At 67.2% G+C, this 21781-nt stretch carries 19 protein-coding genes and 1 pseudogene; 8 read left to right on the top strand and 12 right to left on the bottom strand.

The window, feature by feature from the left end; genetic code table 11:
• Window positions 1-9: 9 nt before the first annotated feature.
• The gene (locus tag ACTVAJ_RS18040; protein ID WP_470389351.1) at window positions 10-720 is read left to right on the top strand and encodes a hypothetical protein; all 711 of its coding nucleotides are present in this window, start codon (window positions 10-12) and stop codon (window positions 718-720) included.
• 235 nt (window positions 721-955) lie between these two features.
• Here the strand turns inward: ACTVAJ_RS18040 and ACTVAJ_RS18035 are convergent, their stop codons facing one another.
• The 6 genes from ACTVAJ_RS18035 to ACTVAJ_RS18010 all read right to left on the bottom strand — a co-directional run bounded on the left by ACTVAJ_RS18035 (window position 956) and on the right by ACTVAJ_RS18010 (window position 4778).
• Window positions 956-2185 (bottom strand): zeta toxin family protein, encoded by a 1230-nt coding sequence (locus ACTVAJ_RS18035; RefSeq protein WP_470389350.1) that lies wholly within the window; start codon window positions 2183-2185, stop codon window positions 956-958.
• Between the two features lie 4 nt (window positions 2186-2189).
• Window positions 2190-2447: a hypothetical protein gene (locus tag ACTVAJ_RS18030; RefSeq protein WP_470389349.1), complete on the bottom strand. Its 258-nt coding sequence runs from the start codon at window positions 2445-2447 to the stop codon at window positions 2190-2192.
• A 51-nt stretch (window positions 2448-2498) separates the two neighbouring features.
• Window positions 2499-2660: a hypothetical protein gene (locus ACTVAJ_RS18025; protein ID WP_470389348.1), complete on the bottom strand. Its 162-nt coding sequence runs from the start codon at window positions 2658-2660 to the stop codon at window positions 2499-2501.
• 235 nt (window positions 2661-2895) lie between these two features.
• Window positions 2896-3351 (bottom strand): hypothetical protein, encoded by a 456-nt coding sequence (locus ACTVAJ_RS18020; RefSeq protein WP_470389347.1) that lies wholly within the window; start codon window positions 3349-3351, stop codon window positions 2896-2898.
• A 564-nt stretch (window positions 3352-3915) separates the two neighbouring features.
• Window positions 3916-4614: an ISAs1 family transposase gene (locus ACTVAJ_RS18015; protein ID WP_470389346.1), complete on the bottom strand. Its 699-nt coding sequence runs from the start codon at window positions 4612-4614 to the stop codon at window positions 3916-3918.
• Window positions 4560-4778: a transposase family protein gene (locus ACTVAJ_RS18010; RefSeq protein WP_470389345.1), complete on the bottom strand. Its 219-nt coding sequence runs from the start codon at window positions 4776-4778 to the stop codon at window positions 4560-4562. The genes ACTVAJ_RS18015 and ACTVAJ_RS18010 overlap by 55 nt, the downstream gene beginning before the upstream one ends.
• Window positions 4779-5183: 405 nt before the next feature.
• On the opposite strand from ACTVAJ_RS18010, the gene ACTVAJ_RS18005 reads away from it, so the two are divergent.
• Window positions 5184-7895 (top strand): hypothetical protein, encoded by a 2712-nt coding sequence (locus tag ACTVAJ_RS18005; RefSeq protein ID WP_470389344.1) that lies wholly within the window; start codon window positions 5184-5186, stop codon window positions 7893-7895.
• Between the two features lie 198 nt (window positions 7896-8093).
• Here the strand turns inward: ACTVAJ_RS18005 and ACTVAJ_RS18000 are convergent, their stop codons facing one another.
• Complete coding sequence (locus ACTVAJ_RS18000; RefSeq protein WP_470389343.1) at window positions 8094-10190, bottom strand: MinD/ParA family ATP-binding protein; 2097 nt, start codon at window positions 10188-10190, stop codon at window positions 8094-8096.
• Between the two features lie 235 nt (window positions 10191-10425).
• Window positions 10426-11499 (bottom strand): hypothetical protein, encoded by a 1074-nt coding sequence (locus tag ACTVAJ_RS17995; RefSeq protein WP_470389342.1) that lies wholly within the window; start codon window positions 11497-11499, stop codon window positions 10426-10428.
• Window positions 11500-11593: 94 nt separating this feature from the next.
• Between ACTVAJ_RS17995 and ACTVAJ_RS17990 the strand changes: the two genes are divergently transcribed.
• Window positions 11594-12319, top strand: a complete 726-nt coding sequence (locus tag ACTVAJ_RS17990; protein WP_470389341.1) for a 3-keto-5-aminohexanoate cleavage protein — start codon at window positions 11594-11596, stop codon at window positions 12317-12319.
• Between the two features lie 125 nt (window positions 12320-12444).
• Here the strand turns inward: ACTVAJ_RS17990 and thpR are convergent, their stop codons facing one another.
• Window positions 12445-13035: an RNA 2',3'-cyclic phosphodiesterase gene (gene thpR, locus ACTVAJ_RS17985; RefSeq protein WP_470389340.1), complete on the bottom strand. Its 591-nt coding sequence runs from the start codon at window positions 13033-13035 to the stop codon at window positions 12445-12447.
• 172 nt (window positions 13036-13207) lie between these two features.
• On the opposite strand from thpR, the gene ACTVAJ_RS17980 reads away from it, so the two are divergent.
• The 3 genes and pseudogenes from ACTVAJ_RS17980 to ACTVAJ_RS17970 form a co-directional block, all read left to right on the top strand.
• Entirely contained in the window at window positions 13208-14359 is a 1152-nt protein-coding gene (locus tag ACTVAJ_RS17980; RefSeq protein ID WP_470389339.1) for a hypothetical protein, read from the top strand.
• 42 nt (window positions 14360-14401) lie between these two features.
• Complete coding sequence (locus ACTVAJ_RS17975; protein WP_470389338.1) at window positions 14402-14731, top strand: hypothetical protein; 330 nt, start codon at window positions 14402-14404, stop codon at window positions 14729-14731.
• Window positions 14725-15963: pseudogene (locus tag ACTVAJ_RS17970) on the top strand (glycosyltransferase); the annotation flags it as partial. The gene ACTVAJ_RS17975 and the pseudogene ACTVAJ_RS17970, both read left to right, overlap by 7 nt.
• 31 nt (window positions 15964-15994) lie before the next feature.
• Here ACTVAJ_RS17970 and ACTVAJ_RS17965 read toward each other — a convergent pair.
• Both ACTVAJ_RS17965 and ACTVAJ_RS17960 read right to left on the bottom strand, forming a co-directional pair.
• Window positions 15995-17353, bottom strand: coding sequence for an MFS transporter (locus tag ACTVAJ_RS17965; RefSeq protein ID WP_470389337.1), 1359 nt, complete (start codon window positions 17351-17353; stop codon window positions 15995-15997).
• Window positions 17354-17498: 145 nt separating this feature from the next.
• The gene (locus ACTVAJ_RS17960) at window positions 17499-18959 is read right to left on the bottom strand and encodes an NCS2 family permease (RefSeq protein ID WP_470389336.1); all 1461 of its coding nucleotides are present in this window, start codon (window positions 18957-18959) and stop codon (window positions 17499-17501) included.
• A 193-nt stretch (window positions 18960-19152) separates the two neighbouring features.
• Between ACTVAJ_RS17960 and ACTVAJ_RS17955 the strand changes: the two genes are divergently transcribed.
• Both ACTVAJ_RS17955 and ACTVAJ_RS17950 read left to right on the top strand, forming a co-directional pair.
• A complete protein-coding gene (locus tag ACTVAJ_RS17955) occupies window positions 19153-19431 on the top strand; it encodes a DUF2530 domain-containing protein (RefSeq protein WP_470389335.1) in 279 nt (92 codons plus the stop codon).
• 50 nt (window positions 19432-19481) lie between these two features.
• On the top strand, window positions 19482-20987 hold the full coding sequence (locus tag ACTVAJ_RS17950) for a DUF7059 domain-containing protein (protein WP_470389334.1): 1506 nt from the start codon (window positions 19482-19484) through the stop codon (window positions 20985-20987).
• Between the two features lie 46 nt (window positions 20988-21033).
• Here ACTVAJ_RS17950 and ACTVAJ_RS17945 read toward each other — a convergent pair whose 3' ends face one another.
• Window positions 21034-21543, bottom strand: a complete 510-nt coding sequence (locus tag ACTVAJ_RS17945) for a macro domain-containing protein (RefSeq protein ID WP_470389333.1) — start codon at window positions 21541-21543, stop codon at window positions 21034-21036.
• Window positions 21544-21781 lie beyond the last annotated feature (238 nt).

The following is a 21781-nucleotide window of genomic DNA, read 5'->3' as shown; positions in this document are numbered from 1 at the left end:
GGAGGCCAGATGAGCGAGTCCGACGGTATCGAAGAGGCACTCGGCCAGAGCCTGCGCGAAGCCATGCAGGTCGCTGAGCAGGTTGGACGGCAGTGGTCCAAGGTCATCGGGCAGCTGCGTGAGAGGGCCCGACGTCGACGTGAGGCGGAGGAACAGCGAGTGGAAGCTCAGGTCCGCTACCAGCACGCGTGGGAGAAAGCACAGGAGAAACTCTCCGTCGTCGACGACACCAAATGGTGGAATGAGGCCACCCCCCAACAGGTCGCGGAGGTTTACGAGATCGCGGCGAGTTGGCGCGAGCACGAGGTGGAAGCCGCTCGCGTTGATGACGTGATCCACAGAGAGGTGCTGGATCACTACGGCCATGACCTGCGCAACCCCTCCCCCCAGCAAGTCCAGGATGACCTGGAGAGGATCGAATCTCAACGAGCTGAGGGCCAAGGACAAGTACAGGACAACACGGCCGAGCACGAATCCGGAGAGGTGGAGTTCGAGCCCAAGGCAACCGTATGGGGTTCCAAGGAACACCTTTCGGAGTTCGAAAAAAACGGGCATGAAATGAACATCGAAGTTGAGGTCATCGAGGCCCGTAAGGTGACTTTCAAGATGTACGGATCGCATCCACGTGAAGCTGTCCAGAGCCAACGGCCCACGCCTCAGCTGAGTGGGCGCAGAGACAGACCTCTCGCACTGGGAGCCGGGAACGGAATGGACCGCTGACATCATCCCATGAAGGCGCTGTGGACCAACCTGAAGGATGGGTGGACCACAGTGTTTTCAAACCATTACCGCCTCAGCCTCTGACCGCGGCGGTGATGGCCAGGGCAGGGGATCAACCTGTGTTGTTGGGACTCTGGCAGCCATCCCCTTCCTGGCAGCTCATCCGGGGTATCGTCGCACGAGCCAGGCTGCGCCAGGTTCGGGCAGTCCGGTACCTCAGTCCGACCACCTCTGCTTAGCGCTCCATCCCAGAGTCTCTGTCTATCTTCAGATGGCGCTGAGAGGATGTCGGGTCAATCGACGAAGACGACGCATGGCCCGTCTGTGAGTTCATGCCTTGTTGAGCACGCCTCAATGCTTCCACAGGATCATTCGGCAGCCTGGAGTCAGCGCTGAGCGCGGCCCGCAATACCGCCGTGAATTTCTCTTTTTTCTTCGGGCCAGCGTTCAAAAACTCATCCGGACGACCTGGCAATTCAGAATTGGGTGCCCCGCGTGCGGCCGCCATGAAAACCACCCTCTGTACCTTCTGCCATTGAGCGTGCCGTTTGAGACTGTTTGCCTCACCCACATAGGCGACCTGAGCGACCCGATCGGCACGCCCGTGTAGGGCCAGCATCGTGGGAGCGGTCACCGGACCCAGCTCGCCGCGGTTGAGGAGCTTCTCGGCGTGCTTCCAGTACAAGGACATCCACTCAGCCGCTTCCTCCTGAGCGAACGGCACACGACCTTCACCACGCGCCTCCTGCAGGACCTGACCCGCTCGGGGCTCCTGCGCCCACTGACCGTCGGCACCACGGGAGTTGTCGTAGTGGATAGTTCCAGCACGGTCAGTGACGATCACCCGATGGATGTGTGAGTCCGCTTCCAGGGTCTCCACCGACCGCGGTAGCTGCTCGTAGGCGTCATCGTGTACCGAAGCAGCCGCCCATCGGCCCTCGCCCGCAGGATCACCCAAATAGCGCCCGACCATGTCCAGGCAGCTGCGGTCTCCAGGTGTGGCGACCACGACCACTTCGTTAACGAACCCCGCGTGCTTGTTCCTGACTGGCTGCGCCATCTCTTCCGCGTACTCCAGGAGGTAGTCGACCTTCCTGAAGGTGCCTTCCATGACCAGACCGTAACCGTTGGCGTGGGCATACTCGCGCACCATGTCGGACCAGGCGTACATCGCCTGATTGGTCAACGCCACCTTCTCCTGCGGACGATCACGCATAATCTTGTAGATCTTGGGATGGTAGTCACGGAAATCGTCAGGACTGACCCGGGCGACCCGACCACCGTGGCGGCTGATAACGGCCTTGAGAGCACGAGTTTTTCCTGCTGCAAGCTGGCCTCCCAGCTGCACCAACACCGGCTTTTCTCCTGGGCGCGTGGGCATGACACCACTGAAGATCAAGCCCTTGATTCGATTGTCGAAGATATCCTGGAGCTCTTCCTCAGGAACCTCGTAGGGGTCGGTCACCGCCTCAGGCCTCGTTCAGCTCAGCGAGGACGCCCCGAAGGCGCTGAATCTCAGTGATCATCTCCTCACGGCCCATGTCGAGATCATTCTTAATCACCCAGGCCTGTCGCATCTTCTCCTGAGCCTCTTCCTCGACCTCTGGATGGGTGGTGGCCTGGGCCGCACGCATGTACGCACCCACGACGCGATTGGCGGTGCTAGCCAGGACTTCCCGAATAACCTCGTCAGGGGTTTCCGGATCGAACAGCGCCGTGTCGTTCACGACTGTTTCCTCTCGTCGGGGACTGTACAGGAATGCCCTGTCGTGCAACGATTATTCAATAGGTGCCACGGGCTCACCGTCAAGCAAGGCGAAGTCGTTGTCGGACAGAAAAGATGACTCACCATCCACCTCATAGCCCATGCCCGGCATCACTTCCCAAAAATAAAGCAGACCTGCTCCTGGAAAAAGACGTTCACCACCAGCTGAATTCATCTGATCCAACCCCCTGGGCTTCCTGAGGATCGACTCCCTGGCCCGACGAGCATCAGAAGGGAGCACATTCCAAGCCTCCGGAACATGGAAGGCCGGACCCCCACAACGGAACACGAAGGCCTATCCTGACCGGCTCAAGAAAACCATGAGCGAAACAGCGGGCCAATCACGGAAAGCCCTAATGGCGAATCAGGGTCAAATTAGCGAAACTGCACCTCATACTACATCCAACACTTCATATCTGAAGTTCCGCCATACCACTGCGGTAGTAAGCAAGGCGTGAATTAATCTCTTCACGCCGGAAGCGGCCAGGTGATTCTTCTCTGAAGACCTTTCCCAGATTCGAGAAAAACGAACCCTCCGGAACCTCCTCTGCCCCTTCTGGAATGAACTTCAAGATCTCTTCAAGCATAGCGATCGAACTCTGCATGAGATCACGGGCCACACCGAGGTCCTCCTTCGATAGGCCTGCCACATCCACCGGAACTCGTGACGCCGCACGATCGCTGAGCCAAAGGAATTCTCCTGGATCAATAATGCGCGATGGCGCACTTCCACCGATCTCGGGGTAATGCACTCGCTCTTCGGTCTCAAGTTCGAACTCATACCGACCCGACCCAGAGCAGCGACCGCACCGCCCATCGTAGACGGCAACGAACACTCCATCACGCTTCTCCAGCCAGTGGTCCACTTGATCCAGGATGGGGTAATCACATGAGCACAGGTGAAGATCCAGGTAGAGACGGGCTTCTCCGATGGATCGTGCATACAACATGGTCACGATACTATCGGGGATCATCTCTGCCGACGACTGGGTGTCCGGACACGACAGGGAATCAGTGGACCTGCAGACGTAGAATGGCAAGCCCCTGGAGTTCTCCAGCTTCGCTGGAAAACGCACGAGCAACGGGTTCGAGCAGGTCGGGCAAGCATGACCGGATCTAGACCCTCGAAAACGGGCACAGCCCCGAAGTGTCGTGGAGTCGTCGAGAAACCACGGCCCGTGAGACCCCACGCTCTCTGTGGCAGCCCTCCACCTCCAAACCCCATCGGTGAACCCACTGCGGGTAGTGGACGGCAGGAAACCCAGGGCACCATGTGACGGAACGTGATCTTCGGCGAGGACAGCCGGCACACCCGCACCAGGGTGGTCTCGGTCGCGCTGGTCTCAGGCAGGGCTGTTTCATTCTCGCTGAGCGGTGATGTTGACACTGGTCACGGAAGTCCGATCACGTCCAGCGGGCGGATGCACACCTCATACGACACCCACCGGATCGCGTCGGGCACCGTGTCCTGACCCAACCGCGCCAGGAGCACCAGGGAAAAGAGCGCGCAGCACGGCCAGGTTGTCCGGCCAGTGCCCGGAGCGCACCTTGCACGTGTCCTCGCCCAGCGAGACGTCCTTGACGTGGTGCCAGGCCTCGATGTTCCGGTGCCCGCGCACTAACGCGTCGGCCCGACCCGCCTCAAGCGAGGTCACCGCATAGGCCACGGTCCACGACACCTTCCCAGTACGCAGCTCAGTGACGTGGCAGCGCACCCGCACCGCTTGGACCGCGTGCGGAAAACCGGTCCGCCCGGCCAGATCGATGGCCTTGACGGTACGGGTCTCCAGGCGTCCGTGGCCGCGGTGCCGGGTGGTGCCCAACGTGGGGGCCTGAGCCCAGGGCAGCGCTTTGACCTGCTCGAACAGGGCCTTCTGGTGGCGTTCGACGGTCAGCACGTCGTCGGCGTGCAACTCCTGGGCCAGGTGAGTGGCGGTGTCGGTCTGGGTGTGCAGGGCGTCAGCGGTGACCACCCCACCGGTCAGGTCCACGCCCGCCAGCAGGACGGCCGGGGCGTCGATCTCGCTGGTGCCCGTCGGCACCCGCACCTGGGCGACCAGGTCCCGGTTCGGGTTCAGGGCGGTGAGCAGGTGCACCGCCGGGGCGGTGTGGGTGGCCGAGCCGCGCAAGTGATCCGACACCCCAGGCGGGCCGGGGTGTCTTGGGGTGCGGCGTCGGTCCACTGGCCGATCGTCCGCAGGTGGCGGACTCCGGCCACCATCGCGGTCAGGGCGTACAGCAGGACGCTGGTCAGACTGTGGCGGCGTCCCCGGGACGAGCGGGGATCGGCCAAAGCGGAGAGCTTGGGGACAAGGTCAGCGGGGGCGGTGGCATCGGTGGAGTTGGCTGCCGTGGTCGGGTTCGGCGTGCACCCCCAGCCCGGTGTGGGTGCCAGCGCAGCCGAGTGCGCGCCTCGACTCCCAGGAAGCAGCGCTGTCGTTCGTGCAGGTGAGAGAAGAGTTCGGCGAGCTTTGCCACGAGCACTCTCCCAGTGTTGTCCGCCGCCCCAGGATGCTGCGGGTTGTCCGCAGGAGAAAACCCGATGTTATTGATCGTCAAAGCCCTCCGAGCTCTGCGTAGAATAGAGCAACGGAAGAATCCATTCCACCCAGCGGAAGAGTCTTCGCTCTTCGTTCCCCTGAGGTTCGCATCGAACAGAGCGAAGACAGCGAGGCCATGTTCATTCGAAGGGAGAATCGTGCCAGAGCGAGACCCTGAAGCGATACGGACTGCAGCCAAGGATCGGCTTCCTCAGATCGTGAGGGAAGAGTTCAGCGAGGCCTTTCGGAAGATCGAGCAGAAACGTGAGGAGAGGCGCGAATTCTTCGCCCTCGACGACTCGAACAACACCCACCTCACCATCCGTGTTGATTCGGGTCCACTTCCGGACAACCAGGTCGTGCGCGTATACGGGAACACGTCCTCGGACAACCATGTCATCCTGCTCTCCGATCAACTGAATGTCAGGGACATAGACACGGTTCTCCATGCAAGTTTGTACGACCTCTCGGACAAGCGGAGACGCGCGAGGCTGGTGCAGGCCGAAGGCCGAGCCGCCGCAGCCGGTCACAGCCAGGGCTTGGCACTCGATGCGCCCTCGGACATCGGCCGACGCTCGTTGTTGCCAGAGCGCTTCCACTACAAGATGCCAGGACTCCACCCCGACGGGCGAAGGATCACCAGAGCCGAACTCCCCGCCGCGGTGGAGCGGGCCGGGGCTGAACGCAATCGCGTGAGTCGCCAGACCCTCGAGGAACTCCGTCGCGAGGCGGCTTCCCTGCCAACCGGGGAGTACCCCAAGCGCCCTGTCATGATCGGCGGCGGTGCCGCCCTGGCCACGCGTGATCCCGACCGACTCCTCATTGATGGGCGGGGACGCTGGCACGTCGACCCGATCCAGAGAATCGTTCAGACCGCTGACCACATGGACCATTTACGAACCACGGGCATGGGCGACCCCTACCAGTTTGCAAACCCCACCGAGCGCGTCCCTCGTCTGGCGCTACAGCTGTGGGAGAACGAGATCGCCGCCCAGGGGCCAACGGTCGACGGCATGACACGCTTGTACTTCGATGATCGAAACAGGCTCCTGGCCGAGATCCATCCATCCAACGGCTCGGATTCGGCGGTGACGATCGAGATCGAAGGCAAACCTCTCATCGCAACCGGATTCCAGCCAGAGCTCGTTCCGGGGGTCGCGAGAGGCGTGCCAACGGTTCCCGACGCCACCGACAAGATCTTGGATCACCTGTCGGCGCGATCTCATCCCCGAACAGTCGAGGTGAGGCAGCTCCTCGTCAGGCTTTCGTCGGGTGAGGGCTCGGCGCAGAGCGCACTTGACGCCCTGGAATCAGCAAATGTGCTCCCGGAATTGCGAGCGTCTGGTGACAAGGACGTCAGCAATGCGCTGACGACCCTCGACGCCACAGCGAACTGGGATCGCATCCGTGAACTGGCCCGAGGTCGGGTTCTGCTGGGCGACGAAGTTGGCGAGGGGCGCTTCAACGCCTATGCCACCGACCACTGGCTGGTGGTCGGCATGGGAGGCACCGGCGCTTCAGCCGCTGAAGCCATCCTCCAGGAGAACCCCGACGCCCGTGTCACGATTCTGGGCGGCGAACCGGCGTTCGTGCTCCAGAACGCCGTTCAGCTCAAGGAGCTGACAGAGCGACACGCCCACGACGGCGATAGGCGTCTGACGAAGATCGACGGTCGGCTCGCGTCACTGGACGCAATCACTGAAACGGATGGCCGTCTTCGGCTTCGCGTAGAGGCTGTGGATACCAAGAGGGGTGCTGACAACGACATCGTACGCCAGGAGAGAAAGACCATCGAGGCGGGCGCCGTCGTCGCATGCCTGGGCAGGGTGCCCAAGGCACCGCCGGTCCTGAACGAGGTCCTGAGCCAGGCCTCCTCCAAGGGCTCGGCCGAGGGCCGGTTGATGTTCGATGACAACGGCCAGTATCTGGGGTACAGCCTCTCGGTAGACGTGGGGGGCGACCAACACGAGTTCGAGGTCACCGGCGCCGCCTCACGGTTGCTCCCCGCCGATGTCTTCAGCAGGGAGGACAGTGCCCGTGTCATCGATGTCGGTGTAACCACCGTGCCGGAGGAAGCCGCCAATGTGCCGGCCGGATTCATGGGCACGGCCCTGCAGGCGGTGGCCCTTGAGGAGCACCGCGCCAAGGGCGACGATGCCGGACCGACACCGGGCTCCTCCCCTGGGCCCACAGATCCGGACACTACCGACCGTCTGAAGACAGGTTCTCGCGGGAACGCGCGATCCGTAAATGGGCCATCTGTCCCTTCCTTCCTATCGTCCGGACAGACATCCAGTCCAGCATCTAGTTCGGGCCGGGCTGCGGACGTGCTTCAGCAAGTCAGTTACGAAGGACGATTCCCCTTTGGTGTCGAGGAGGCCCGCAAATGGTTGGACTCCTACCGAGAGGCGGCTGAGGACATCCTGCGCCGGAATGAAATGAATGCTGCCAGGGCCTCATCATTTCTCCAACTGCACGCCGACGCCGACTTCGTCGCCGCCACCGCCTACGCCAACGACCCGGCCATGAGTGAACAGCATACCCGCTACCAGTCCGTACAGAAGTTGGTATTCATGGCCGCACAGCTTGGGGTAGACAATTCCAAGCTACCGCCTACACCGGCCGCTTTCTTCAACGCTGACCCCGCAGAACGAGACCAGTACATCTCCACCCTGGCCGCTGCGGCACCCCTCATGGAACGCAAGTCGGCAACGGCCAGCGAGCCCGAACTAAGCGGGCCCGAAAAGATTGTGCGTCGAGCCCAAATGGGCATGGCTCCACCTGGGCAAAGCCCCCGCCGAGGAAGCGGGGGGCAACCACCCCGCCGAGATACACCGCAGCATGGCAGCGATCGCGGCCCCGAACGCTGAACTCCCAGTTTCATCTCCCGTGCGCGCCACCTAGGCAACGCTGGAAAACGACCGCTGTCACGCGCTTAGCCTCAAGGTTGTCTTCATGGCGGAACTCGACCTCCTCCATGCGGTAGTCCACTTCAGGATCGCACTCACACATGCTGGTGTGTCGCGCCTGGGGGCAGGTCCGCCCGGATCACGATCCCGGAACCGTGTTCACACACTCAGACTGAGCCTCGCGAGACGGTGGCAGGCCGCTCGGGTCTCATCACGTAGATCACCGAGTTCGACGATTTGGCCCCTGGCGAGGTGCTCGTCGAACGGCACTCGGACGACTCCGGCGACCCGACCTTGAAAGAAGCGTTCCAAGTCCTCCAGTTCCGCCGCGCTCACTACTCGGGGGTCGACCCGGGAGATGGCGGCGAGCGCGGTGGAACCCAGTCGCTCATACCCGTTCCTGGACAGCCATTCCAGCGTTGTCACGGCGGCACGGGCTGCGTCCAACGCAGGCTCCAGCACGATCACGACCCTGTTCGCCAACTCCAGGACATGATCCATGCCCGGATTGTCGAGGCCGGTGCCGCAGTCAGTGAGGGTGACGTCGTAGTACTGCTCCAGAACGTCGGACACCTTTTTGTAGGCGCCCCGTTCATCCAGCAAACCGGTGCTCTGCTGCGGGTCTCCGACGAGCGAGTGCATTCGCGCACCGTTGACTGAGACATACCGCCGCAGGTCCGAGTATCGGGTGATCCTGCCCGCGTTCTCGTAGAAGTCCCTGAGAGTGTGAGGATTCTGCAACGGCACCCGGTCACGCAGTGTCCCGCTGTGCGGGTTCATGTCAACGGCGATCGCCCGGTTCTCACCCGCGAAGGCGAAGACCGATCCGAGCAGTACCGTGGTGGTCGTCTTGCCTACCCCGCCCTTGAGGCTCAGTACGGCGATCCTCATGGGGGAGCCCACGGTCGGGAGCGGAGCCATCGACACCGGGGGCACGGGAGTGGAAGCGCCGGCGCCCTCCGCGCCCATCCCATGACCCTGTGTCACAGATGGGTTCCCCGTCATTGGGAGGGGCGTCGGACCCGCCCACACGTCGGGAGTGGGAACAGGATCGGGAGTGGGAGGTGGTGTGAAAGGTCCAGGCCTGGGTCTGGACAGCACCTCAGGAACGGGGGCAGGCGTGGGAGCCTGACCAGCCGTAGGTGTGGGGCCGGCAGCGGTCGTATACCCGGCAATGGAACCGACCGCTGGATGGGGGGCGGGTCGGACCACCTCGCGTTCCTGATTGATTTCCTGGATGACGGAGGCCCACAGATTCCCCGACTCCGACTTACTCAGGGGTGTTGGCACCGCCGAGGAACCCTGGGCAGGCGGGGGCCCCTCGGGCGCCACAGGTGTGGCCTCCCGATCCTCTCCGGTCTGGCGCTCCCTCTCCTCAAGACGATGACGCCTCACTGCCCGGAACAGCAAGGACGAGACCGAAACACGGGGTCGGTCGTCTTTCTTGGAACGCTCACGCTGATCCTGGTCGCCCTGGTTCCGTCCCGCTTCGGACATCCCGTGGCCTTGATCGGGCACGGGACGGAGTTCCTCGTCAGCTTGGGCCTCAGGGAAAATTGGAGGGATGGGTGGCGAGGGGACCAACGGGCGTTCGACACCCGGCGGAAGCTCCGGCACGCGCACCGGAGTAGGCTCCATCACAGCGGGCGGGGTGGCCCTCGTGACCTGGTTCCGCTCCGGGTCCACAATCGATGGGGCATCGGCCGCCGCGGCCTGGGCCGGAGATGCTGAGGAGACGGATCCGCTGTCCCCGCTCGGTTCCGGACCGGTGTCGGCTCTCGGCACGTTGGGAAGTTCCGGGACCGGCTGAGTGCTCGGGGAGTACGGAACCGCCGGATCTCCGATCTTGTGCGGGGCCCCATCCTGCCCGGTCGGCAGTGTCTGCTCGTCGGTTCTGTCCGTCCCGGACCTGGCCTCCTTGACCCTCACCTGGGACACGCGCCGTCCCTGCCCGACTGACTTCTTCTTACCTTGGCGCTTGCCGGTGTCGATGGTGGTATCGCTCTCGACCAAACCGTCCGGGTACACCACCAACGACCATTCATCCTGGTCGTCCAGCGTCTGGGCCCGGACCGGGCGCCCCAGTTTCTCAGCCGTCCGGGCGATGAGCCGGATGATGTTCGTGCGTGTCTCCGAGAGGTCCCTTCCCGAGACCGTGGTCGAGACCCCGTTGATCGTGACCTCGGCCGTCTCCTCGTGAAAGACCGTCGCGGTGATCTTCGGAAACGAGGGCACCTGCTTGTGGTCTAGGCGCACGGCAACCCTTCCTGCTTCGTCATGCTTGCCTGGGTCGGAGTCAAGGATCGATGCAAACGCGCTCGCTTTCCCACCTGCTGTTTCGGCCAGCTCTCGCAGCAACCTGAGACGGGTCTATATCCACGCGTATTGTGACGCACTGGACGGACTTTTCGTTCATCCGGCCAGTATGAGGATGTGAAACATGCTGTGCGAAGAGAGGAACCGGTGATCGTCCAGTGTCTCCGCCCCCGCGCTAACCCCGGCGGGCGAGCAGCACGATCCCGCCGATGACCAGCACGGCCACGCCCGCGCCGCCCAGGATGAACGGCATCGCCCCGGTCCGGTCGGAGCCGGTGTCGGCTCCGCTCTCCGTCTCCGCGGGCTCCGCGTCCGTCCCGGTCGGCTCCTCAGGCTCGCCGGACAGGTAGCGGTCGGGCAGCGGCACCCGCCACACGGGGGCGCCCACCCCCTCGGTCCCGGCCATGAGCGCGGTGCCGTCGGGGGTGAAGGCGATCGACTCGCCCTGCCGCGACTCCGGAAGCTCGAACGAACCCAGCGCGGTGCCCGGCATCCCGTCGGTGGCGTCGTAGACGTTCGCCCCCCAGTAGGTCCGGATCACGTACCGCTCACCGTCCGGGGAGAAGGCCGCGTCGGTGGCGAACAGCGGGGCCGAGTCGATCCGCTCCAGTGTGTTCACCCCGTCCGGGTCCAGCGCCTCGGGCGCCGCGTACACACCGCCCGCGAACTCCTTGGACACCACGTAGAGGCGGCCGTCGCGGGGGTCGACCATCATCGACTCCGCGTCGCGCCCGCCGTCGGCGTAGGCGAGGGTGACCTCCTCCGGTTCGACGGTGGCGTCGGTGAGCGTCCCCGGCTCGGGGAAACGGTAGACGCTGACGTTCGGCCAGCTCCCGCCGAAGTTGTCGCCGATGTTGCCGACGAGCACCTCCGGTGTCCCGTCCGCGCCCTCGGTGACCGTGATCGCCTCCCAGTCGCGCAGCTGCACGGCGAGGGTGACCGTCGCGAGGGTCTCGCCGTTCCCGTCGACCGCGTACACCTCGGGTGCGATGGGACCGCTGTCGTTGTGCGTCCACCACACGCCCTCGTGCAGCCGGGACGGGGCGATCCCGCTCGACTCCGCGATCCGCGGGTCCTGGAGGGTGAACGCGGTCTCCGACCCCTCCGGCCCCTCCCCTCCGCGCGGGTAGTCCAGTCCACCGGTACCGCCGTCGTCCGGTGCGGGCGTCGCGGCGGCGGCCGGGGCGGCCGGGGCGGCCGGGGCCGCGGCGAGGAGCGCGGCGACGGCGAGTGCGAGCGGTCGATTCATGGCCGCCATCCTGCCAGGGCCGCGCGGCGCGGTGCTTGCACCCGCGGGGGAACGGGCACATGTCGCAATACGGAGCGCCGTAAGGAGAAGTCCCATGAGGATCGTCGCCTGTCTCAACGGAGACCGCCGTCCCGGCGCGCACCCGGCCCTGCCCGTGTCCGTGGACCAGATCGTGACGGACGCGCACGCCGTCGTCGAGGCGGGTGCGACCGGTATCCACGTGCACCCGCGTGACTCCCGGGGCGCCGAGTCGCTCGAACCGCAGGTGGTCGGCCCGCTGATGGAGCGGCTGCGCGCCGAGGGACCGGACGTGCCCGTGTCGCTGACCACCTCCCTGTCCGCCGAGTCCGACCCCTGGCGCCGGTACGACCTGGTACAGAGGTGGGCGTCGTCCGCGCTGCCCGACTCGGTGACGGTGAACCTGCACGAGGCGGGGTCGGTCGACCTCGCGCACCTGTTGGAGGACCGCAGGGTCGCGGTGGAGGCCGGGGTGTGGACGGTGGACGCGGCACGGATCCTGGTCGCGACGAAGATCCGGGTGGCGGCGGTCCTGGTCGAACCCACCCAGGTCGCGGTGCCGGACGCGCGCGCGAACGCGGACGCGGTGATCTCGCTGCTGGACCGGGCCCGGGTGGACCGGCCGAGGATGCTGCACGGGGCGGACGCGACCGCCTGGCCGATGCTGGAGGCCGCCGCCGCGCTCGGTTACGACGTGCGGATCGGGCTGGAGGACACCATGCGGCTGCCGGACGGTACGGAGGCGCACGACAACGCGGCACTCGTGGCGCACGCGGTCGGACGGGTCTCGACGGCCGCGTGAGGGCGGCGGGGCCGTCCCTCCCGGCGCGGGTCAGCCGAGGAGCGCTCCGATCACCACGATGAGCATGATCGAACCGAGCACCACGGGCAGCAGCCAGCGCTGCTTGCGGTTGTTGGTGAGCATGCTCATGGTGTGTCCAGCTCCGGTGATCGATCGGAATCGGTTTCCCAGCCTAACGCCCACCTCCGGACGGTTCGGTAGCGGTCGGCCGATCCCGGGCGGCTCTCGATCAGGTGCACGTCGCGCGCCCGCCAACGGTTTTCGCGCAGGACGCCGAGGGCGTCGACGGCCCCGGTGAAGTCGCTCGGGGGGCGGCTCCGGGCGATCGTGACATGCGGCACGTAGGGTCTGCGCTCGACCGGGATCCGCACCGAGCGGACAGCCCTGCGCAGGCCCCGGGCGAGGGCGTCCAGGGCGTCGGTGTCGCCGGTGACACCCGCCCACAGGACGGACGAGCGCCTGCCCCCGGGCGGGAACCGCCCCCAGCCCTCGACGGAGAGGGAGAGCGGGTGGTGCTCCCGGGCCCGTGCCCCGATCGCCTCGGTGAGGGCGGGAAGCCGGTCCTCCTCCACCTCGCCCAGGAAGACCAGGGTGATGTGCCATCCCTCACGTGCGGTCCAGCGCAGCCGCGGCGCGCACGACCGGCCGCGCTCGACCGCCTCGCCCAGGGAGTCCAGGATCGCCGCCGGAGGGTTGAGCGCGAGGAAGAGTCTCATACCGTCTTTCTTCCCCCTCGGTGCACGCGCCGACCTGCGGTCACCAGCGCGACGGAATCTCCGTCCAGATGCCCCGTGTCCGACAACGCCTGTACCGTCGACGATCTGGAACCACGGCCGTGCCACGCGCGTCCCACCGAAGCGGGCGCGTGACCCAGCACACCCACGAGGCATGTACCCGTCCGTCGGCTACGAGATCACCAGAGAGGTGAGTGTGCACGATCACGACGCAACGCTGACCGCATACGAGCGGACCTACTCCGCGGCAGCACGCATGCTCCTCCTCGCGGATCGTAAGTGGCGAGGAGATCGGAGCCCCTGGCCCGCGGCGCGTGTGACGGCGTGGCGGAGGCTGGCGGCCGTCCTGGGCGCGGATATCACCGTCAGCACCGAACCCGGCCAGCCCTCGGACCCGACCCGACACCTGCTGATCCAGCGCTCAGCGGACGATCGCCCCATCCCGTTGGCCAGCGCGGCCGGGGCGTGGCAGAACCGCTTGGACCAGGGAGGGGGCGTTCAGAACCCCGCGTACATGTTCTTGGAGCACCCCGAACTCCATCCCTTCCATTTCGAGGCGCACGCGTGGGTCATCGTCTCGTCCGATTGGGCGACCAGCCTCAGCGAGATCGTCGCCGAACTGCGGACGCGTGTCGCACCAGGACGCCCGGCGTACACCGTCGGTCCCGGTGCCGAGGGTCTGTCCGCGACCCTGCACGAGATCGCCGACCACCTGCGCGGAGCGTTCACCGGGGAGGGGCCGACACCCCATCCGGCCGAGGCCCCCTGGATCAGTGAGGACCCCGCCGCACTGGTCACGGACATCACGCCGGAGCGGTATGAACGGCTGCGTGCGGCCGCGCTCGACGCCGCGGGCGAAGTCCCCGTTCTCGAGGAGTTCATGGGGTCCAAGGACGTGTCCATGAGCCGGGAGGTCGTCGACGCGGCGGAGATCCTACGCCAGATCGTCAACGGTTCCGGGGACGACCCCTGGCGTGAACGGAGTCAGTCCACCGACCCGTCGTCCCAGTGGATGTCGACATGGCGGCGCACCACGTTCGAGGAGTTCGACCACGCGCTGCGAGAACGCCTGTTCGCGGGTACGCCCCTTCCCCGTGTACCCGCGGTCCGGGAGCTGGCCGCCCCACCGCGTGATGGCCTGAGATTCGGTGCGTTGTCCGAGTCAACGGCGTTCGTCGCGGCGGAGATGGTCGATGAGGTGGCGGCGCGGCTGCGGCCGGGCCGATCGATCGGAACCGTCGGGATCGACGCCTACCCCCTCTCGATGACGGCAAGGCACGTCGACGGACAACTCAGCTCCATCTGACGTGCTCTCTTCCCCCGTCCGGACCACCCCGAAGCGGGAGACATGGCCAGCTACCTCTTTCTCATGTACTACGTGGAGCACAAGGACGGCGGCGTCGTCCTCAATGAGCGGTTATCCCAGGCCATGGCCGAACGGCACGAGGTCCATCTCCTGAGCGTCGGGAACCATCCCGGCATCCCGGGGGTGCATGTCGTTCCGTTGCTCGACGACGTCGTTCCGGAACACCGGCGTGAGGAGTTCGAGAGCCACACCGGCAAGGTCGGCGGCTACTCCGAGAAGATCAAGATCCACCTCGCCGACAGGCCCCCTCGGAACTCGATCTTCCCTCGGGGCCGAACGGTGTCGACTTCGTCGTCGGGTACGGCGACATGACCGGTGGCGCCGCGCTCTGGGTCCGGGACCGGTTCTATCCCGAAGCGCGTGTAGGGACCGCACTCACCCTGGACCCCGAAGCGGTCCTCGCCGTCCACAACAACCTGGAGCTGGGTCGGCGTCGCGCGGAGAAACACCGTGAGGTCTTCCTTGAGTCGGACGTCGTCCTGGCGCATGGAGTCAAGACGGCGGACGATGCGAAGAGGATCATCGGCGCGGTCGACGCCGGAGGCGCGCGTCCCCCGATCCACACCTTCATCCCCGGAAACGACGTGGGCGGACCGCCTCCCCCGCCGCGCGGACGCGACGACCCCTTCAACGTGCTCATGCTCGGCCGCATGGACGACGTGAACAAGGGGGCGGTGGACGGGGCGCTGGCCGTCCAGAAAATGAGGAACGAAGGCTACGGAGCCACGAGGCTCACACTTCTCGGGACGCAGAGCGAGGGGATCGACGCGTTCCACGCGCGGCTGAGTAGAAAGCTCGGCTCGGATTCCCGGGAGTTCGTGGACATCAGGGACTTCACCCCATCGCGGCCGGAGATATCCGCGGCGATAGCCGAGAGCGACGTCGTGCTCGCGAACCCCGTCAGCGAATCCTACGGACTCGCCTACGCCGAGTGCGCCTCCGCGGGTAAACCGGTGGTCGCCGCGAAGGGCAACGGCAACGGTTTCGCGAGTGTGCTCGAGGACAGCAGACTCATCCCACCCGAAGTCGGGGCCATGCTCGTGATCGACGACAGCGGCACCACCAACCACGACAACGCCCGCATGGGGACTGGACCGGCGAGAGACCTGGAACGGTACGAGGTCATCTCCGCCAAACTCATGGATGTGCACGACAACCCGGACGTCTACCACGACGCGGCCGTCACGCTCCAGAACGAGCTGGGGAACTATTCACACCGCGACGCCGCGAACGGGATCCACGCGGCGATGGAGCACGTACGCGAAGGAGGAACCCAGGACACCTTCCAAAGACCCCAAGGGCGGATCGCGGTGGTCGTGAGCGCGCCCTCGGGGAACCACGAGGTGGTGTCCGGTCGGGAGCGCACGGGAAGACGGGGCGAACAGGAGACGGCATCCCCCCGACCCCATGCCGCCGACCTGTTGGGAAGGGGCGGTCGGGCGTCTCCCTCGAAGGCTCAGCCGGGGGAGGGAGCCTCCCCTCGCCCGGCCGCGCCGACCCTGTCGGGCCGATCTCGGGAAACGGGGTCGGGCCGGGGGGAGTGACCCCCCTTGGCCCTCCTCGGCGAGCGGCGGCTCAGCGGGGCGAGGGGACCTCCCGGGCCCCGCCGTCCGTGCCGCCGGTCCCCTCCGTCTCCCCCGGCCCGTTCGCGGTGTCGGCCCCCGCCCTCTCCCCGGTACGCGGAGCACGCCGCCGCCCCCGCCTCCCGGGCAGCAGGTCGCGCGGCCGGACACCCCTGACCCGGGCCAGGAGCGCGCCCAGCGCGCCGACGACCGCGATCGTCACCACGCCGCCGACCGTCAGGCTGGCCCGCGGGCCGAACGCGTCGGCGATCAGTCCGACGACGGGCGCCCCGATCGGGGCCACACCCATGAACACCAGCATGAACATGCTCATCACCCGGCCGCGCATCTGCGGGTCGACGCTGAGCTGGAAGGTGGCGTTGAGGGTGGTCACGTAGGTCATGAAGGCGATGCCCATCGGCACGAGCACCACCACGAACGCCACGTAGCCCGGCATCGCGGCCGCGACCACCTGGGATACCCCGAATCCCAGGGAGCCCAGCAGCACCAGGCTCAGCCGCGGCCGTTCGCGACGGGCGGCGAGCAGGGCACCGACGAGCGCCCCCACGGCCAGCGCGGCGGCGGCCACGCCGAAGGCCGCGGCACCCGTCTCGAACACGTTGTTCACCATCAGCGCGATCTGGTTCTGCCCGTTCGCGCCGAAGAACTGCACACAGGCGGCCAGGACGAGCAGCAGCACGAGGTCGCGTCTGCCGCTGACGTACCGCAGGCCCTCCCGGATCCGTCCCTTGCCGCCCGACACCGGGTCGGTCTGGTGGAGTTCTCCGGTGCGGATCATCAGCAGTGCGACGATCGTGAAGCCGAACGACACACCGTTGATCATGAACACCGGCCCGCTGCCGATCCACGCGATGAGCAGACCCGCGACGGCCGGTCCGGTGACCCGGCCGAGCTGGAAACTGGCGCTGTTGAGCGCGATGGCGTTGCTGAGGTGCTCCCGGTCGACCATCTCCGGGACGAACGCCTGGCGCCCCGGGTTGTCCAGGACGGTGATGAGCCCCAGCGCGAAGGCGAACAGGTACACGTGCCACACCTGGGCGACCCCGGCCGTGGCCAGGACGCCCAGCGCGACGGCCAGCACACCCATGGAGCCCTGGGTGAGGATGAGCATCCTCCGTTTGTCGAGGCGGTCCACCAGCGCCCCGCCCCACAGCCCGAACAGGAGCATCGGCAGGAACTGGAGCGCCGTGGTCATACCCAGCGCGATACCGCTGCCGCCGCTCAGCTGGAGGACCAGCCAGTCCTGGGCGATGCGCTGCATCCACGTCCCGGGGTTGGACATGAGCTGGCCGAGCGCGTAGAGGCGGTAGTTGCGGACGGTCAGGGACCGGAACATCACCAGACGCGACATCAGCCCCTCACCACCCTGTCGGGCTCGTGGTGCGGGGCCGCGGCGGCCGGGGTCAGGGCGGGGCTGCGCAATGGTAAACGGCGTTGACTCATCAGTGGAGTCAACGCCGTTCACGACCGCGCGCATTCCCGCCCGGGCGGGGGGATCAGCCGATCAGCGCGTAGATCGGGGCCTCCGCGAAGTGGATCAGGAAGATCACCGAGATCACCCACAGCAGCGGGTGCACCTGGTTGGCCTTGCCCTGTACCAGGCGGACGAACGCGTAGGCGAGCAGACCGAAGCCGATGCCGTTGGCGATGGAGTAGGTGAACGGCATCATGATGATCGCCAGGAACGCCCCGATACCGAGAGCAGGGTCGCGGAAGTCGATGTTGACCACCTGGGTCATCATCATGAAGCCCACCAGCACCAGCACCGGTGTGGCCGCCTCGAACGGCACCAGGGTCACGAGCGGGGTGAGGAAGGTGGCCAGCAGCATCATGGCGCCGGTGACGATCGGCGCGATACCCGTGCGGGCACCCTCACCGACACCCGCCGCCGACTCGGCGTAGACCGTGTTCACCGAGGCCGACCCGAGACCGCCCAGGACGGTGCCGAGGGAGTCGGCGACCAGCACCTCGCGCGTGTTCGGCATGTTGCCGTCCTCGTCGACCAGCCCGCCCTCGTAGGCGACGCCGACCATGGTGCCCATGGTGTCGAAGAAGTCGGCCAGCAGCAGGGTGAAGAGCAGCATGAGGACCGTGGCGAAGCCGATGTCGCCCCACCGGCCGAGGACGTCGAGGCCGCCTTCGGCGAACAGGCCGACGACGCTCAGGTCGGGCAGGGCGGCGATGTCGCCGACGCCCGTGGGCAGGCTCGGGACCGTCAGGCTCCAGCCGAGACCGCCCTCGGCGTCACCGGAGCCGAACGCGGTCTCCACGACGATCGCGACAATGGTCGCCGTGACGATGCCGATCAGCAGCGCGCCCTTCACCCTGCGCACGTACAGCGCGATGCTCACGAGCAGGCCGAGCACGAAGACCACGATCGGCCAGCCGTTCAGGCCGCCGTCGCCCAGCTGGACCGGGGTGCCCTCACCGGCCTGCACGAACCCGGCGTTGACCAGGCCGATGAAGGCCAGGAACAGGCCCACACCGACCGCGATCGCGGTCTTGATCCCCGGCGGGATCGCGGCGAAGACCGCGGTACGGAACCCGGTGACCACCAGGACGAGCAGCAGGAGGCCCTCGACGATGATCAGCAGGAAGACGTCGGACCACGGCATCAGCGGGGCGAGGCCGTAGGCGACGACCGCGTTGAGCCCCATGCCCGCCGCGATGGCGAACGGGTACCGGCTGACCACGCCCATGAGGAGGCAGGAGATCGCGGCGACCAGGGCGGTGACGGCCGCGACCTGCGGAATGCCCAGGGTGTCGCCGTTGACGTCCTCTGCGGTACCGATGATCAGCGGGTTGAGAACGACGATGTAGGCCATGGCGAAGAAGGTCGCCAGACCGCCGCGGATCTCGGTCGCGATGTTCGAGCCGCGTTCGGTGACGCGGAAGAAGCGGTCCACAGGACCCGAGGGGGCCTTGGACACATTGGGGGATGTGTTCGATGTGCTCACGTCGTCAGCCTGACCTGGTCGCGTTACGGGACAACAAGGATTCTGAGCCAGATTAGTTGCATGTTCGTACAACGCAGGTCACTGATTGCGCTGGTGTTTCATAGAAATCACCATATGGTCGGATGATCGGCCATCATGGTGTGACCGAACGCACCCCATGGGGCACGCCGGCGCCAACGGATAGCCTGGGTACGTGCGCAAACCTCGCCAGCCCGACCCCGAAGTCCACGAGAGCGACTACCGCGTCCCCGCCGCCATCGGCACCGCGGTGTGGGCGGTCGCCCTCGTCGTGCTGCTCTCCATGGGCGACGACCTCCCGGACACCGAACGCTGGTGGATCGGCGTCTGCGCGACCGGGATCGTCCTGGGGGTGTTCGGGTTCCTCTACATCCCGCGCCTGTTCCGCAAACGCGCCGAGGCCGCCGGACGCGCCGCCGCCACCGCCCGCGACGACGACTCCGGGCCCTCCTGATCCGCCCGCCGACCAGCGGGGCACTCGCGCGCCTGACCGATAATGGGCGGGTGTCTGAGACAGAATTCCCTCGCGCACTCGCCGATCGACTCCGCGGCATCCTCATCGACGCCGACTACACGGTGTCCGGCGTCCGTGACCGGCTCGGCGACGCCGCCGCACGGGCGCTGGCCCGTGAGGAACTGGTGCCCGCCCTGCGTGCCACCGGCGGGGACGAACGGCTCGGACTGCTGCTGCGGCTGTGGTGGCTCCAGAGGTCCATCCCCGAACGGGCCGCGCGCGCCATCCTCCCCGTCGACGAACTCGCCGAGGCCGGGCTCGTCGCCGTCGACCGCGGCGCCGGGGGCCCGGACGGCCCCGTCGTGCGCGCCCTGGTCCACCTGGGCCCGTGGGAGCTGGAGGAGGGGCGCCCCGGGTTCGTGGTCTCCGACCCCAAGGTCCGCCCGGGCGGGGGGAACGTCCCCCGCCCCGACCACGTGGTGGGCGCCGGGGGCGCGTCGGCGACCCTGTCCCAGCTGATCGTGGACGGACCGGTCGAGCGCGCGCTGGACCTGGGCACCGGGTGCGGGGTCCAGGCTCTGCACCTGGCCTCCCGCGCCCGCGAGGTGGTCGCCACCGACCTCAACCCGCGTGCCGTGCGGCTGGCGGGGATCAGCCTGGCCCTGTCGGGTGTCAGCGGGACCCGGCTGGCGCAGGGGTCGATGTTCGAGCCCGTCGCGGACGAGCGCTTCGACCTCATCGTGTCCAACCCGCCGTTCGTCATCACGCCCGAGTCGGCGCGGTACACCTACCGGGAGTCGGACCTGCCCGGTGACACGGTCTGCGCCGAACTCGTCCGCCAGGCGCCCGCGCACCTGACCGACGGCGGCTGGTGCCAGCTCCTCGCCAACTGGGTGCACTCCGACGGTGACGACTGGGCGGACCGGGTCGGCGGCTGGGTGACCGGAACCGGCTGTTCGGGCTGGGTGGTCCAGCGCGACGTCCAGGACCCCGCGGAGTACGTGGAGCTGTGGCTGCGCGACTCCTGCGAGCACGGCACCCCGGAGTACACGCGCCGGTACGACGCCTGGCTGGACTACTTCGAGCGCGAGGGCATCAAGGGGATCGGGTTCGGCTGGATCAGCCTGCGCAACGACGCCGCCCAGGACGCCACCGTCCGGGTGGAGGAGCTGCGGCACGAGATCGAGCAGCCCGTCGGCCCGTACCTGCCGGACGTCGTGGACGGCGCGATGACCGCGCTGCGGCTCACCGACGCGGCCCTGCTGTCGGCGCACGTGGCCCTCGCCCCCGGGGTGGTGGAGGAGCGCGTGGGGCGTCCGGGCGCACCGGATCCGGAGAAGATCGTCCTGCGCCAGCGGGACGGGCTGCACCGGGTCGCCCGCATCGGCACGGTCGAGGCGGCCCTGGCCGGGGTGTGCGACGGCACCATGCCGGTCGGACCGCTGCTGGACGTGATCGCCGAACTGATCGGGGAGGACCCCGAGGTCGTCCGGGAACGCACACCCGACGCGCTGCGCACGCTCATCTCGGAGGGCTTCTTCCGGGTGGCCCGGTAGGGGTGCCCTCGAGGAGACCCCCTGGGGTGACCGCTCCGACGAACGGTCACCCGTCGGTGTCGTAGACGGTGACCCGGATCCCGCGGGCGAGGAGCTCCTCCTCGATGAGGGGCTGGATCCGGGCCCACCTCCCCCCGGCCAGCCCGCAGCCGATCCGCGGCATGTGCACCGTGGCCCCGAGCTCTTCGGCGTGCGCGGCCAGTGCGCGCAGGCAGGCGGCGACCGCCTGGTAGCGGATGGGCGGACCGCCGCTGTTCCCCCGCCGGGTCCCGTGCTGGGCGACCATGTTGGCCACCCACGTGTCGGGGCGGACCCGCACGAGCCGTACGGCGCCCAGCGCGAAGCCGTTGCGCGCACGCGCGCGGTGCCAGGCCCGGTAGTCGCGTTCCGGTTCCGGCCAGCGGCGGGACAGCGCGAGGACGAACCCCCTGCCCCAGCCGCCGCGGTCGTTGCACACGTGGGCGATGATCTTGGGCCCCGGCGCGTGGGGGCTGGTGGCGTCGCCCCGGACGATACTCAGGCCGGGCGGTGGCGAGGGGTCGAACGTTCCGGGCATGGCGGGCACACTACGGCGCGGTACGGACACGGGCCGGGGAATGCCGCCGCGTCGGCCCTCCGCCCGCCCCTCCCGGACACACCCTCCGGGCTCGGCGAGCCGCCGTGTGCCGGAGGCCGGGACGTCCCGGCCTCCGGCACACGGGGCGCGGGGCGCGGGGCGCGGGGCGCGGGGCACGGGGCGCGTCAGCGGTTCATGGTCCAGGCGCCGTCGGCCTGGATGTGGATGAACTCGATCC

This window comes from Nocardiopsis sp. KDC1DS13DA1 (assembly GCF_055632325.1).
The sequence above is the reverse complement of the archived record's forward strand: the minus strand, read 5'-3'. Positions and strand labels throughout refer to the sequence as shown.

Bases quoted from the DNA above. Each gene is read 5' to 3' on its own strand.
- ACTVAJ_RS18040 (WP_470389351.1), top strand. From the start codon at position 10: ATGAGCGAGTCCGACGGTATCGAAGAGGCACTCGGCCAGAGCCTGCGC.
- ACTVAJ_RS18025 (WP_470389348.1), bottom strand. From the start codon at position 2,660: ATGAATTCAGCTGGTGGTGAACGTCTTTTTCCAGGAGCAGGTCTGCTT.
- ACTVAJ_RS17995 (WP_470389342.1), bottom strand. From the start codon at position 11,499: ATGAATCGACCGCTCGCACTCGCCGTCGCCGCGCTCCTCGCCGCGGCC.
- ACTVAJ_RS17990 (WP_470389341.1), top strand. From the start codon at position 11,594: ATGAGGATCGTCGCCTGTCTCAACGGAGACCGCCGTCCCGGCGCGCAC.
- thpR (WP_470389340.1), bottom strand. From the start codon at position 13,035: ATGAGACTCTTCCTCGCGCTCAACCCTCCGGCGGCGATCCTGGACTCC.
- ACTVAJ_RS17980 (WP_470389339.1), top strand. From the start codon at position 13,208: ATGTACCCGTCCGTCGGCTACGAGATCACCAGAGAGGTGAGTGTGCAC.
- ACTVAJ_RS17975 (WP_470389338.1), top strand. From the start codon at position 14,402: ATGGCCAGCTACCTCTTTCTCATGTACTACGTGGAGCACAAGGACGGC.
- ACTVAJ_RS17965 (WP_470389337.1), bottom strand. From the start codon at position 17,353: ATGTCGCGTCTGGTGATGTTCCGGTCCCTGACCGTCCGCAACTACCGC.
- ACTVAJ_RS17945 (WP_470389333.1), bottom strand. From the start codon at position 21,543: ATGCCCGGAACGTTCGACCCCTCGCCACCGCCCGGCCTGAGTATCGTC.